The 12,968-nt window shown below is 62.2% G+C and carries 11 protein-coding genes; all 11 read left to right on the top strand.

Going from position 1 to position 12,968, the window contains the following annotated elements; translation table 11 throughout:
* The 11 genes from leuD to KVH01_RS11865 all read left to right on the top strand — a co-directional run bounded on the left by leuD (window position 1) and on the right by KVH01_RS11865 (window position 12,665).
* Entirely contained in the window at window positions 1–645 is a 645-nt protein-coding gene (gene leuD / locus KVH01_RS11915; RefSeq protein ID WP_014719160.1) for a 3-isopropylmalate dehydratase small subunit, read from the top strand.
* Between the two features lie 131 nt (window positions 646–776).
* On the top strand, window positions 777–1,541 hold the full coding sequence (locus tag KVH01_RS11910) for a class I SAM-dependent methyltransferase (RefSeq protein WP_217881589.1): 765 nt from the start codon (window positions 777–779) through the stop codon (window positions 1,539–1,541).
* 54 nt (window positions 1,542–1,595) lie between these two features.
* Window positions 1,596–2,678: a 3-isopropylmalate dehydrogenase gene (gene leuB, locus KVH01_RS11905; RefSeq protein WP_217881588.1), complete on the top strand. Its 1,083-nt coding sequence runs from the start codon at window positions 1,596–1,598 to the stop codon at window positions 2,676–2,678.
* 64 nt (window positions 2,679–2,742) lie between these two features.
* A complete protein-coding gene (asd, locus tag KVH01_RS11900; protein ID WP_005789767.1) occupies window positions 2,743–3,855 on the top strand; it encodes an aspartate-semialdehyde dehydrogenase in 1,113 nt (370 codons plus the stop codon).
* 250 nt (window positions 3,856–4,105) lie between these two features.
* The gene (locus tag KVH01_RS11895) at window positions 4,106–5,116 is read left to right on the top strand and encodes an aspartate-semialdehyde dehydrogenase (protein ID WP_217881587.1); all 1,011 of its coding nucleotides are present in this window, start codon (window positions 4,106–4,108) and stop codon (window positions 5,114–5,116) included.
* Between the two features lie 161 nt (window positions 5,117–5,277).
* Window positions 5,278–7,803, top strand: a complete 2,526-nt coding sequence (locus KVH01_RS11890) for a FimV/HubP family polar landmark protein (RefSeq protein WP_217881586.1) — start codon at window positions 5,278–5,280, stop codon at window positions 7,801–7,803.
* A gap of 229 nt (window positions 7,804–8,032) precedes the next feature.
* Window positions 8,033–8,857, top strand: a complete 825-nt coding sequence (gene truA, locus KVH01_RS11885) for a tRNA pseudouridine(38-40) synthase TruA (RefSeq protein WP_043051724.1) — start codon at window positions 8,033–8,035, stop codon at window positions 8,855–8,857.
* Between the two features lie 64 nt (window positions 8,858–8,921).
* On the top strand, window positions 8,922–9,554 hold the full coding sequence (locus tag KVH01_RS11880; RefSeq protein WP_217881585.1) for a phosphoribosylanthranilate isomerase: 633 nt from the start codon (window positions 8,922–8,924) through the stop codon (window positions 9,552–9,554).
* A 243-nt stretch (window positions 9,555–9,797) separates the two neighbouring features.
* On the top strand, window positions 9,798–10,718 hold the full coding sequence (gene accD / locus KVH01_RS11875) for an acetyl-CoA carboxylase, carboxyltransferase subunit beta (protein ID WP_032888267.1): 921 nt from the start codon (window positions 9,798–9,800) through the stop codon (window positions 10,716–10,718).
* Window positions 10,715–12,022, top strand: a complete 1,308-nt coding sequence (folC, locus tag KVH01_RS11870) for a bifunctional tetrahydrofolate synthase/dihydrofolate synthase (protein WP_217881584.1) — start codon at window positions 10,715–10,717, stop codon at window positions 12,020–12,022. Before accD ends, folC begins: the two co-directional genes overlap by 4 nt.
* The gene (locus KVH01_RS11865) at window positions 12,006–12,665 is read left to right on the top strand and encodes an SPOR domain-containing protein (RefSeq protein WP_217881583.1); all 660 of its coding nucleotides are present in this window, start codon (window positions 12,006–12,008) and stop codon (window positions 12,663–12,665) included. Before folC ends, KVH01_RS11865 begins: the two co-directional genes overlap by 17 nt.
* Window positions 12,666–12,968 lie beyond the last annotated feature (303 nt).

Here is a 12,968-nt window from a genome sequence, read left to right as displayed (position 1 = left end):
ATGAGAGCTTTTACCCAACACACAGGCCTTGTCGCGCCGTTGGACCGTGCCAACGTGGACACCGACCAGATCATCCCCAAGCAGTTCTTGAAGTCGATCAAACGCACCGGTTTCGGCCCCAACCTGTTCGATGAGTGGCGCTACCTGGACGTGGGCTATGCCTACCAGGACAACTCCAAGCGCCCGCTGAACAAAGACTTTGTGCTCAACGCCGAGCGTTACCAGGGCGCCAGCGTGTTGCTGGCCCGGGAAAACTTCGGCTGCGGCTCCAGCCGTGAGCACGCGCCGTGGGCCCTGGAGGAATACGGCTTTCGCAGCATTATCGCGCCGAGCTATGCCGACATCTTCTTCAACAACAGCTTCAAGAACGGCCTGTTGCCGATCATCTTGAGCGACGCCGAAGTGGATGAGCTGTTCCAGCAGGTGGAAGCCAATGTGGGCTACCAGTTGACGGTGGACCTGGCCGCGCAGACCGTGACCCGTCCGGATGGCAAGGTGTATCACTTCGAGGTGGATGCGTTCCGTAAGCATTGCCTGATCAACGGCCTGGACGATATCGGCCTGACCTTGCAGGACGGCGATGCGATTGCGGCGTTTGAAACCAGGCACCGGGCGAGTCAGCCTTGGTTGTTTCGCGATGCATAGATTGATGTAGGCCGGGCCGCCGCTATCGGGAGCAAGCCCCCTCCCACAGGGGAACGCATTCCAAATGTGGGAGGGGGCTTGCTCCCGATAGGGCCAGCACAAACACCACAAGGTCCATTGAGGAATCCCCCATGACCACCACCGCCCACACCCAAGTCGTGCAAAAACAATTCGGCGAACAGGCAGCAGCCTACCTGAGCAGTGCCGTGCACGCCCAGGGCACCGAATTCGCACTGCTACAGGCCGAACTGGCCGGGCAGGGCGCTGCACGACTGTTGGACCTGGGCTGCGGCGCTGGTCATGTCAGCTTCCAGGTGGCGTCTCTGGTCAAAGAAGTGGTGGCCTACGACCTGTCCCAGCAGATGCTTGACGTGGTCGCCGCCGCTGCGATAGATCGCGGCCTGGACAATATCCGTACCGTACACGGCGCCGCCGAACGCCTTCCCTTTGCCGATGGCGAGTTCGACTTCGTGTTCAGCCGCTACTCGGCCCACCATTGGAGCGACCTCGGCCTGGCCCTGCGCGAAGTGCGCCGAGTGCTCAAGCCAGGCGGCGTGGCGGCGTTTGTCGACGTCTTGTCACCGGGCAGCCCATTGCTGGACACTTACCTGCAAACCGTCGAAGTGCTGCGCGACACCAGTCACGTGCGTGATTACTCCGCCGCCGAGTGGATGCAGCAACTCAGCGAGTCCGGTCTGCATGTGCGCAACAGCAGCCGCCAGCGCCTGCGCCTGGAATACACCTCGTGGGTCGAGCGCATGCGCACGCCAGAGGTGTTGCGCACGGCAATCCTTGAGCTGCAACAGGCGATGGGCCAGGAAGTGCGTGATTACTACGAAATACAGGCCGACGGCACCTTCAGCACCGACGTGCTGGTGGTGTTCGCCGAACGCTGATTGGATTTTCCCCGACCTGCCCGCGGGCGGGTCGCTTGATGAAATGAGGAACGCATGAGCAAGCAGATTCTGATTCTCCCTGGCGACGGTATTGGCCCGGAAATCATGGCCGAAGCGGTCAAGGTCCTGGAATTGGCCAACAGCAAGTACAGCCTGGGCTTCGAGCTGAGCCACGACGTGATCGGCGGCGCTGCCATCGACAAGCACGGCGTGCCGCTGGCTGACGAGACCCTGGACCGCGCCCGGGCTGCCGATGCGGTACTGCTCGGCGCCGTGGGCGGGCCGAAATGGGACAAGATCGAGCGTGACATCCGCCCTGAGCGCGGCCTGCTGAAAATCCGTGCGCAACTGGGCCTGTTCGGCAACCTTCGCCCGGCCATCCTCTACCCGCAACTGGCTGACGCGTCGAGCCTCAAGCCGGAGGTGGTAGCGGGCCTGGATATCCTCATCGTGCGTGAGCTGACCGGCGGTATCTATTTTGGCTCGCCACGGGGCGTGCGCGAGCTGGAAAATGGCGAGCGCCAGGCCTACGACACCCTGCCGTACAGCGAGAGCGAAATCCGCCGTATTGCCCGGGTCGGTTTCGACATGGCCCGCGTGCGCGGCAAGAAGGTCTGCTCGGTGGATAAGGCCAACGTACTGGCCTCCAGTCAACTGTGGCGGGAAATCGTCGAGGAAGTCGCCAAGGACTACCCGGACGTCGAACTGAGCCACATGTACGTCGACAACGCCGCCATGCAGCTGGTGCGCGCACCCAAGCAGTTCGACGTGATCGTCACCGACAACCTGTTCGGCGACATCCTGTCCGACCAGGCCTCGATGCTCACCGGCTCCATCGGCATGCTGCCGTCGGCGTCCCTGGACACCAACAACAAGGGCATGTACGAGCCATGCCACGGTTCGGCGCCGGATATCGCAGGCCTTGGCATTGCCAACCCGTTGGCGACCATTTTGTCGGTGTCGATGATGCTGCGTTACAGCTTCAACCTGGCTGATGCGGCGGACGCGATTGAGAAAGCCGTCAGCCTGGTGCTGGACCAGGGCCTGCGTACCGGTGACATCTGGTCCCAGGGTTGCACCAAGGTCGGTACGCAAGAAATGGGCGACGCAGTAGTCGCCGCGCTGCGGAATCTGTAATCTCTCGGGCCCGCTTGCAGTTGTTGCTGCAAGGCGGCCCACTTTTTAACAAGGTGTAGTTGCGATGAAACGTGTAGGTCTGATCGGTTGGCGCGGTATGGTCGGTTCCGTGCTCATGCAGCGGATGCTGGAAGAGCAGGATTTCGATCTTATTGAGCCGGTGTTTTTCACCACTTCGAACGTAGGTGGCCAAGGGCCGTCCGTGGGCAAGGATATCGCCCCGCTTAAGGACGCCTACAGCATTGAAGAGTTGAAGACCCTCGACGTGATCCTGACCTGCCAGGGTGGCGACTACACCAGCGAAGTCTTCCCCAAGCTGCGTGAAGCCGGCTGGCAGGGCTACTGGATCGATGCCGCCTCGAGCCTGCGCATGCAGGACGACGCAGTGATCATCCTGGACCCGGTCAACCGCAAGGTCATTGACCAGCAGCTGGATGCCGGCACCAAGAACTACGTCGGCGGCAACTGCACCGTCAGCCTGATGCTGATGGGCCTGGGCGGTTTGTTCGAGGCTGGTTTGGTCGAGTGGATGAGCGCCATGACCTATCAGGCGGCCTCCGGTGCCGGCGCGCAGAACATGCGTGAACTGATCAAGCAGATGGGCGCGACCCACGCTGCGGTCGCCGATCAACTGGCCGACCCGGCCAGCGCGATCCTCGACATCGACCGCCGTGTGGCCGAAGCCATGCGCAGCGATGCTTACCCCACCGAGAACTTCGGCGTGCCATTGGCCGGCAGCCTGATCCCGTGGATCGACAAGGAACTGCCCAACGGCCAGAGCCGCGAAGAGTGGAAGGCCCAGGCCGAGACCAACAAGATCCTCGGTCGCTTCAAAAACCCGATCCCGGTGGACGGTATCTGCGTGCGCATCGGCGCCATGCGTTGCCACAGCCAGGCGCTGACCATCAAGCTGAACAAAGACGTGCCGATCGCCGATATCGAAGGGCTGATCAGCCAGCACAACCCTTGGGTCAAGCTGGTGCCGAACAACCGCGATATCAGCATGCAGGAGCTGAGCCCGACCAAGGTCACCGGCACCCTGAATGTGCCTGTAGGCCGCTTGCGCAAGCTGAACATGGGCAGCCAGTTCCTTGGCGCGTTCACCGTCGGCGACCAACTGCTGTGGGGCGCGGCTGAGCCGTTGCGTCGCATGTTGCGGATCTTGCTGGAGCGTTGATCGCTTCCTGGCATTGAAGAACCCCGTGCCCTGGTGACAGGCGCGGGGTTTTTTATTGTTCTGTCGGGCTCTATCGGGAGCAAGCCCTCTCCCACATTCGACCCAGTTCCAACCTTGAAATGGAGGGCAAGTGTGGGAGGGGGCTTGCTCCCGATAGCGCCATCAGCCCCACCACAAGGCCCAGGCTAATTGCCTCACCCCCAACCACCCGGTAAAGTGCCGCTCCCCCGTAACGCCCGAGGCAACCCCCATGACCCAGACCTTTGAAATTGCCGTGATCGGCGCCACCGGCACCGTGGGTGAAACCCTGGTGCAGATCCTTGAAGAGCTGAATTTCCCGGTGGGCACCTTGTATTTGCTGGCGGGCAGCAACTCGGCGGGGGCTTCGGTGCCGTTTCGCGGCAAGAACGTGCGGGTCAAGGAGGTTGACGAGTTCGACTTCAGCAAGGCGCAATTGGCCTTCTTTGCGGCAGGCCCGGCGGTGACCCTGAGCTTCGCCCCGCGTGCCACGGCCGCCGGCTGTTCGGTGATCGACTTGTCCGGCGCACTGCCAGCCGAGCAGGCGCCGCAAGTAGTACCGCAGGCTAACGCCCAAGTGCTGGAGGGTTTGAAAAAGCCGTTCCAGCTCGGCAGCCCAAGCCCTTGTGCCACCTACCTTGCGGTAGTGCTGGCGCCGCTGCGTGGCTTGGTGGACATCCAACGCGTCAGTGTCACCGCCAACCTGGCAGTCTCCGCCCAGGGCCGCGAAGCCGTCAGCGAGTTGGCCCGCCAGACAGCCGAGCTGTTGAACGTGCGTCCGCTGGAGCCGAAGTTCTTCGACCGGCAAATGGCTTTCAATCTGTTGGCACAAGTCGGTACCCCAGACGCCCAAGGTCATACAGAGCTGGAGAAACGCCTCGTACACGAGTTGCGTGCCGTGCTGGAAACACCTTTGCTAAAGATTTCCGCAACCTGCGTTCAAGCCCCGGTGTTTTTTGGCGATAGCCTGACTGTGTCGTTGCAATTGGCCGCGCCGGTCGATCTGGTCGCGGTGAACCGCGCCCTCGAGGCGGCGCCGGCTATCGAGCTGGTCGAGGAGGGGGATTATCCAACGGCTGTAGGCGACGCCGTCGGCCAGGACGTTGTATACGTAGGACGAGTTCGCGCAGGAGTCGACGACCCCGCGGAACTAAATCTGTGGCTGACGTCAGATAACGTACGCAAGGGCTCGGCCCTGAACGCCGTGGAGCTGGCGCAGTTGTTGATAAAAGGCCTTGTGTAAAAGATACTTGGCGGCAATTTGTAGATTGATTCTAGCCAGGCGCTATGCTTGGCCCCAAGTGGAACACAAGCGCGTCGGTAACCTATCGGCTCGCCATGCCTTATGGCAGCGGTTACCAACCTTCTCGCAGGGCGGGGAGTGTTCAAACAAAGGATGAGGCTATGGTTCAAGTTCGCAAACTGGTGTTAGCAATAGCGGCCGCCTCGGCGCTGTCCTCCGGTATGGCGCAGGCGCTGCAACTGGGGGAGATGACCCTCAAGTCGAAGTTGAACCAGCCGCTGTCGGTGGAAATCGAATTGCGCGACGTGGGCGGCCTCACCGCGTCTGAGATCACGCCAAGCCTGGCTTCAGCCCAGGCCTTCGTGGATGCGGGTGTCGACCGCCAGGCGTTTCTCGATGACCTGACGTTCACACCGGTGATCAACCCCGAAGGTCGCAGCGTGGTGCGGGTGACTTCCAGCAAGCCGCTGCCCGATTCCTATGTGCGTTTCCTGATACAGGTGCAATGGCCCAACGGCCGCCTGATGCGTGACTACAGCGTGCTGCTCGATCCTGCCAAGTTCGATCAGCCGGCCCCGGCTGCCAGCGCGCCGGCGAGCACTGCGCCCGCGGTCAGCCAACCGGCCCAGCACACCACCACTTCCCGCGACACCTTGTGGGAAATCGCAGCGAAGAATCGCAATGGTGCCTCGATCCAGCAGACGATGCTGGCCATTCAGGCGCTCAATCCTGATGCCTTTGTCGACGGCAATATCAACCGCCTGAAAACCGGCCGGGTCCTGCGCCTTCCGGATGCCACACAAAGCACTGCGCTGGCGCAACCGCAAGCGATTGCCGAAGTAAGCGCGCAGAATGCCGCCTGGCGCCAAGGCCGCCGTACCCCTCAAAGTCAAGTGGCCGGCAAGGCGCAGTTGGATGCGACCAAACGCACCCAGGCTGGCAATGCGCCGTCGAGCACCGCAGCCCAGGACAACTTGAGCCTGGTCTCGGCCGAGTCCGCCAAAAAAGGCGTGAAGGGCCAGGCCGCTGATAGCCGTGCCCTGAGCGACAAACTGGCGATGACCCAGGAAGAGCTGGACACCACGCGCCGTGATAACGAAGAGCTGAAAAGCCGCGCCGCCGACTTGCAGAGCCAGTTGGACAAGCTGCAAAAGCTGATTCAACTGAAGAATGACCAACTCGCCCGCTTGCAGGCTGAAAAAGGTGAGCCGGCAACGGCGGCCATGCCTGCGCAGCTGGCCGGCGAGCCCGAGGCAGCGCCGGCAACACCTGCGGCGCCCGTTGCGGCTCCGGCCCCTGAGCCTGCCCCTGAACCGGTCAAGCCGGCTGCAGCGCCTGCCAGCACCGAAGGCAAGTTCAACGACCTGCTGACCAACCCGATTGTGCTCGGCATCCTTGGCGGCGCAGCCATCCTGGTGGTGCTGCTGCTCTTGCTGCTGTGGGCGCGCCATCGCAATGCCCGCCGCGAAGAAGAAAAACACCTGCGCATGGCCCGGGCGTTGGCCGAAGAGCCCGAGTTTGCCCCCAATATTGACCAGGACCTGCCGCCCGACAGTTTCGAAGGCCTTGAAGTGCCGCCGCCGAGCGTCAAGCTGGCGTCCGCGCCAGCGCCTGCCCCGGTGGTTGAGCCCGTTGTCGTGCCGACTGTCGCCTCTGTGCTCGCGCCGCTGGCTGTTGCCGTGGCCCAGGAGAACTCCAGCGATGCCCTGGCGCAAGCCCAGTCCCATATCGACCGTGGCCACCTGAACCAGGCGGCTGATGTGCTCGAACAAGCCATCAAGCACGAGCCCAAGCGTAGCGACCTGCGCTTGAAGCTGATGGAAGTCTACGGCCTGCAGAACGACAAAGATGGTTTCGTCACCCAGGAGCGCCAATTGGTGGCCAATGGTGAGAACCATGCCCAGGTCGAGCAGCTCAAGGCGCGCTTCCCGGCCATGGCCGTGTTGGCGGCGGGTGTCAGTGCCGCAGTGGCCGCGGCCGCGCTGGATGCACAATACGTCAAGGACCTGCTCGACGATAAGCCGGCTCCGACGCCCGAGGCGGACACCGCTGCGTTCGACACCGATTTCGACCTGAGCCTGGATGATCTGGAAGCCGCTTCGCCGGCCGAGATCGCGCAAGACCAGCAAACCTTTGAAGCGCTGTTGCAGCAACAGACCGCAGCCAAGCCTGATGCGCAGGACCTGTCGGACTTCGACCTGGACCTGCAGCTGGAGCCGCCGGCGTCGCAGTCCGATGATGAGTTCCTTTCGGGGCTCGAAGGGCAGGTGGCGGATGTGCCGCCGGTAGAACCCCCCACCCTGACACCCGCCGCACTGGACGAATTCGAACTGCCGGAAGACTTCGACCTGTCTCTGGCGGATGAGCCGAACGCCCCTGCAGCCAAGCCCGACGCCTTTTCGTCGGAGCTCGATGATGTCAACGCCGAACTGGACCGCTTGTCCCAGAGCCTGGAACATCCGCCCATCGAGCCTTCCTTCACCGCAGAAGATGCGGCGCTGGGCGGTGATGAGCCGGAATTCGACTTCCTCTCGGGCACCAATGAGGTCGCCACCAAGCTGGACCTGGCCCAGGCGTACATCGACATGGGTGATGCGGACGGTGCCAAGGATATCCTGTCTGAAGTGTTGACCGAGGGTGATGAAGGTCAGCGTAGCGAAGCCAAGGAAATGCTCGGCCGCATCTAAAGCCAGGCGCTGTAACAGTGTGGGAGGGGGCTTGCTCCCGATAGCAGTGGCTCAGTCAATGAACCTGTTGACTGATACCCCACTATCGGGAGCAAGCCCCTCCCACATTTGTTTGGCATCGATCCATAACAAAACGCCCGCCACGTATCCGGCGCCTTTATAATGCCCGCCTTTGCGCAACTCATCAGGCTCTCAGTTCTTGGCAAATATAGATAACGCGGCCGCCGAAATGGCGGCCGCAGGCTTTTACCGCATCGCCCTGGGCGTGGAATACAAAGGCTCGCGCTATCGCGGCTGGCAGCGCCAGGCGTCTGGCGTGCCGACGGTGCAGGAAACCCTGGAAAACGCCCTGTCCAAAGTCGCTGATTCGCCGGTATCGCTGATGTGTGCCGGGCGTACCGACGCGGGTGTCCACGCCTGTGGCCAGGTGGTGCACTTCGATACCCAGGCAGAGCGTTCAATGAAGGCGTGGGTGATGGGGGCTAATATCAACTTGCCCCATGATGTCAGTGTGAGCTGGGCCAAGGTCATGCCGGCGCATTTTCATGCGCGCTTCAAGGCCATCGCCCGGCGTTACCGCTACGTGATCTACAACGATCAGATCCGCCCCGCGCACCTCAATGAAGAAATCACCTGGAATCATCGCCCGCTGGACGCCGAGCGCATGGCCGAGGCCGCGCAGCACCTGGTGGGTGTGCATGACTTCAGCGCCTTCCGTGCCGGCCAGTGCCAGGCCAAGTCGCCGATCAAGGAGGTCCACCACCTGCGGGTCACCCGGCACGGCAAGATGATCGTGCTGGATATCCGCGCCGGGGCCTTCCTGCATCATATGGTGCGCAACATTGCCGGCGTGCTGATGACTATCGGCACCGGCGAGCGCCCGGTGGAGTGGGCCAGGGAAGTGCTGGAAAGCCGCATTCGCCGCACGGGCGGCGTCACGGCGCACCCGTTTGGCTTGTATCTGGTGGATGTGGAGTACCGCGACGAGTTCCAATTGCCGGAACGCTTTATCGGTCCACACTTCCTCACAGGTTTCAGCGAACTTGGCGGCTGACGCCCGGAAAAGCTTTTGTTACCATCCGGGACTTTCACGGTCCAAACCCTGAGGTTCTTACGATATGCCAGCCGTTCGCAGCAAGATTTGCGGGATTACCCGCATAGAGGACGCGCTCGCGGCAGTCGAGGCGGGGGCGGATGCCATCGGTCTGGTGTTTTATGCCAGGAGCCCGCGGGCGGTGAATGTGTTGCAGGCGCGGGCAATCATCGCCGCGCTGCCGCCATTCGTGACCACGGTGGGCTTGTTCGTCAATGCCAGCCGTTGCGAACTCAACGAAACCCTGGATGCCGTGCCGCTGGACATGCTGCAGTTCCACGGCGATGAAACGCCAGATGAGTGTGAAAGCTATCAGCGCCCTTACATCAAGGCGCTGCGGGTCAAGGCCGGCGACGATATCGCCGCTGCGTGTGCGGCATATAGCGGCGCTCGCGGGATTCTGCTGGACACCTACGTCGAAGGCGTGCCCGGTGGCACAGGCGAGGCGTTCGACTGGTCGCTGATTCCCGAGGCGCTGGACAAACCGATCATCCTGGCTGGCGGGCTCAACCCTGGGAATGTTGCAGCGGCCATCGAGCAGGTGCGGCCGTATGCCGTGGATGTCAGCGGGGGGGTAGAGCAGGGCAGGGGCATCAAGGATCACAGCAAGATTCGCGCATTCGTGCAGGCCGTGCGCAACAGCAGCGTTGGGATGTGACGGCTGGCAGTCTGCCGCCGTCCATAACTACCACTGTGTAAAACAGCCCGGCGCCGCCTGTGGTGGGCCGGAGATGAAGTGGCAACCCTGCGCTGGCAGGTTGTCTGGAAGGCTGGGGATGCAGGCAGGAAATGGCAGGTCGAACGTCTGACCCCGTCCCGCAGGTATCATCGCCACATATGAATTTAGCTCAAGGGCATACGCGGGGCTGTGTTCAAGCCACCGGTACTGGAGAAAGAAAGCATGAGCAACTGGTTAGTAGACAAACTGATCCCTTCGATCATGCGTTCCGAGGTGAAGAAAAGCTCGGTTCCTGAAGGTCTGTGGCACAAGTGCCCATCCTGCGACGCGGTGCTGTACCGCCCGGAGCTGGAGAAGACCCTGGACGTTTGCCCCAAGTGCAACCACCACATGCGTATCGGCGCGCGCGCGCGCATTGACATCTTTTTGGATGCCGACGGCCGCAATGAGCTGGGCGCTGACCTGGAGCCGGTCGACCGCCTCAAGTTCCGCGATGGCAAGAAATACAAGGACCGCCTGACCGCTGCGCAGAAGCAGACCGGTGAGAAAGACGCGCTGATCTCGGTCAGCGGCAAGCTGCTGGGCATGCCCGTGGTGGTCTCGGCCTTCGAGTTCTCCTTCATGGGCGGTTCCATGGGCGCCATCGTCGGCGAGCGCTTCGTACGCGCTGCCAACTATGCCCTGGAAAACCGCTGCCCGATGATCTGCTTCGCCGCCTCCGGTGGTGCGCGTATGCAGGAAGCCCTGATCTCCCTGATGCAAATGGCCAAGACCTCGGCGGTATTGGCGCGTCTGCGTGAAGAGGGCATCCCGTTCATCTCCGTACTCACCGACCCGGTCTACGGCGGCGTTTCCGCCAGCCTGGCGATGCTCGGTGATGTGATCGTCGGCGAGCCCAAGGCGCTGATCGGTTTTGCCGGCCCGCGAGTGATCGAGCAAACCGTGCGGGAAAAACTGCCGGAAGGCTTCCAGCGCAGCGAATTCTTGCTGGAGCATGGCGCAATCGACTTGATCATTCCACGTGGCGAACTGCGCCCACGCCTGGGCAACCTGCTGGCGCAAATGATGGGCCTGCCGACCCCTGTGTACGTCGCGCCTAAAGTCGAGCCAATCGTCGTGCCGCCGGTGCCTGCAAACCTATGACCCAACGTACCCTGGGCGAATGGCTCGCCTACCTTGAGCAGTTGCATCCGTCCGCCATCGACATGGGCCTGGAGCGCTCGCAACAGGTAGCGGCCCGCCTTGGGTTGGGCCAGCCGGCACCGCGTGTGATCACGGTGACCGGCACCAACGGCAAGGGCTCCACCTGTGCCTTTGTCGCCGCGCTGTTGCAGGCCCAGGGCCTGAAAGTCGGCGTGTACAGCTCACCGCACCTGCTGCGCTACAACGAGCGCGTGCAGCTCAATGGTGTCGAAGCCACCGACGAACAGTTATGCGAAGCCTTCGCTGCCCTGGATGCCGGGCGTGGCGATATTTCCCTGACTTATTTCGAGATGGGCACCCTGGCGGCGCTCTGGTTGTTCGAGCGTGCGCAACTGGATGTGGTGGTATTGGAAGTCGGCCTTGGCGGGCGTCTGGATACGGTCAACGTGGTGGATGCCGACCTGGCGCTGGTCACCAGCATTGGCGTCGACCACGCCGACTACCTGGGCGATACCCGCGAGTCGGTGTCGTATGAAAAGGCCGGAATCTTCCGCCAGGGCAGGCCGGCGCTGTGTGGCGACCTGGATCCGCCGCAACCCTTGCTGGACAAGGTGCGCGAACTGAAGTGCCCGTTCTACCTGCGTGGTCGCGAATTCAATCTTGAAATCGGTGCTTCCCATTGGCAATGGCGCGGGCGTGATGCGCGTGGCAAGGCGGTAGAACTGCTGGATCTGCCACTGCTTAATCTGCCGATGGAAAACGCTGCGCTGGCGCTGCAAGCTTACCTCCTGCTGGACCTGCCTTGGGACGCCGGGCAGATTGCCGCGACGTTGCTGGCGACCAAAGTGGTGGGGCGCCTGGATCGCCGCGCCTTCGACTGGGCAGGCAAGCGCCTGAACCTGTTGTTGGATGTGGGGCATAACCCCCATGCTGCCCACTACCTGACGCAACGCTTGTCGCGCACGCCGCCGGCCGGCCGTCGCCTGGCGGTGTTTGGGTTGTTGGCCGACAAAGACCTCGACGGCGTGGTTGCGCCGTTGCTGGGCAACGTTCAGTCTTGGGCCGTTGCGCCGTTGGATACGCCGCGTAGCCGCCCGGCGGTTGAGCTGGAAGTAGCATTGCAGAACCTTGGTGCGCCGGTGACGTCGTATGCAAGCGTCACCGCTGCCCTCGAGGCTCAGTGTGCGGTAGCGACCGCCGACGACGAAATCCTGTTGTTCGGATCATTTTATTGTGTCGCCGAGGCGCTCGAATGGTTGGCCCGGCGCTCCACGGAGGAAGCTGCACATGGCATTACTGGATAGCGCATACAAGCAGCGAATGGTCGGAGCCCTGGTGTTGGTGGCATTGGCGGTGATTTTCCTGCCGATGCTGTTTTCCCGCCAGGATGAACAGCGCCAGGTCGTGGTTGAGGCGCCTGCTGCACCCCAGGCGCCTGTGGTGCCTCAGGTTCAGGTCGAGCCGGTGTTGGTGCCTGAGCCCCAGGCATTGCCAGAGGAAGAACCCGTGCCGACTGACGAGGAGGTTGCCGCGCAAGAGGCGCCTTCGATGCCGGTGCAGCCGAGTGTGCCGGTGGTCAAGCCGACACCGGCCCCGACAGTCGCCGCCAAACCGGCTGCGCCTGCACCAGCGCCCAAGCCGGTAGCGCCGCAGCCTGCCGCGCCGGGTAAGCCGGACGTGGGCCAGAGTCGCATCGACCCCAATGGCCTGCCGATCAGTTGGTCGATCCAGTTGGCCAGTCTGGCCAATCGTGAAAGTGCCGACGCCCTGCAGAAAAAGCTGCGGGCCCAAGGCTATAACGCTTATATCCGTAGTGCCGATGGCAAGAATCGCGTGTTTGTCGGGCCGTTGATCGAGCGTGCCGAGGCTGATCGCCTGCGGGACTTGCTGGGGCGCCAGCAGAACCTCAATGGGTTTGTGGTGCGGTTCCAGCCGGAGCGCGGCTGATTCAAACAGGCAGTCATGCAATCTGAGTGTGAGAGGGGCTCGCCCTGATGCCAGTCAGTTAAGGCTTTTTGTAGGAGCGAGCTTGCTCGCGAAAAACTCACAGGCGCCGCATTCATTCAGGAAGCACGCGTTTTCGTTAACGTTTTTCGCGAGCAAGCTCGCTCCTACAGAGGGCGATGTACGCTTAACGGACGGGCATTAGGGTTTGCCCGATAGCCATAGGTATCTACAAAACTGTGTAGCAGCCGGCGGTAACCACGATGCGCAGCGAGCCGCTCTTGATCTTGATCTGCTTTTGATCTT

The organism is Pseudomonas khavaziana (assembly GCF_019145205.1).
Lineage (GTDB): Bacteria > Pseudomonadota > Gammaproteobacteria > Pseudomonadales > Pseudomonadaceae > Aquipseudomonas > Aquipseudomonas khavaziana.
The sequence above is the reverse complement of the archived record's forward strand: the minus strand, read 5'-3'. Positions and strand labels throughout refer to the sequence as shown.

What these genes read in the sequence shown, in the direction of transcription:
- leuD (WP_014719160.1), top strand. Translation starts at nt 1, where the DNA reads ATGAGAGCTTTTACCCAACACACAGGCCTTGTCGCGCCGTTGGACCGT.
- KVH01_RS11910 (WP_217881589.1), top strand. Translation starts at nt 777, where the DNA reads ATGACCACCACCGCCCACACCCAAGTCGTGCAAAAACAATTCGGCGAA.
- leuB (WP_217881588.1), top strand. Translation starts at nt 1,596, where the DNA reads ATGAGCAAGCAGATTCTGATTCTCCCTGGCGACGGTATTGGCCCGGAA.
- asd (WP_005789767.1), top strand. Translation starts at nt 2,743, where the DNA reads ATGAAACGTGTAGGTCTGATCGGTTGGCGCGGTATGGTCGGTTCCGTG.
- KVH01_RS11895 (WP_217881587.1), top strand. Translation starts at nt 4,106, where the DNA reads ATGACCCAGACCTTTGAAATTGCCGTGATCGGCGCCACCGGCACCGTG.
- KVH01_RS11890 (WP_217881586.1), top strand. Translation starts at nt 5,278, where the DNA reads ATGGTTCAAGTTCGCAAACTGGTGTTAGCAATAGCGGCCGCCTCGGCG.
- truA (WP_043051724.1), top strand. Translation starts at nt 8,033, where the DNA reads ATGGCGGCCGCAGGCTTTTACCGCATCGCCCTGGGCGTGGAATACAAA.
- KVH01_RS11880 (WP_217881585.1), top strand. Translation starts at nt 8,922, where the DNA reads ATGCCAGCCGTTCGCAGCAAGATTTGCGGGATTACCCGCATAGAGGAC.
- accD (WP_032888267.1), top strand. Translation starts at nt 9,798, where the DNA reads ATGAGCAACTGGTTAGTAGACAAACTGATCCCTTCGATCATGCGTTCC.
- folC (WP_217881584.1), top strand. Translation starts at nt 10,715, where the DNA reads ATGACCCAACGTACCCTGGGCGAATGGCTCGCCTACCTTGAGCAGTTG.
- KVH01_RS11865 (WP_217881583.1), top strand. Translation starts at nt 12,006, where the DNA reads ATGGCATTACTGGATAGCGCATACAAGCAGCGAATGGTCGGAGCCCTG.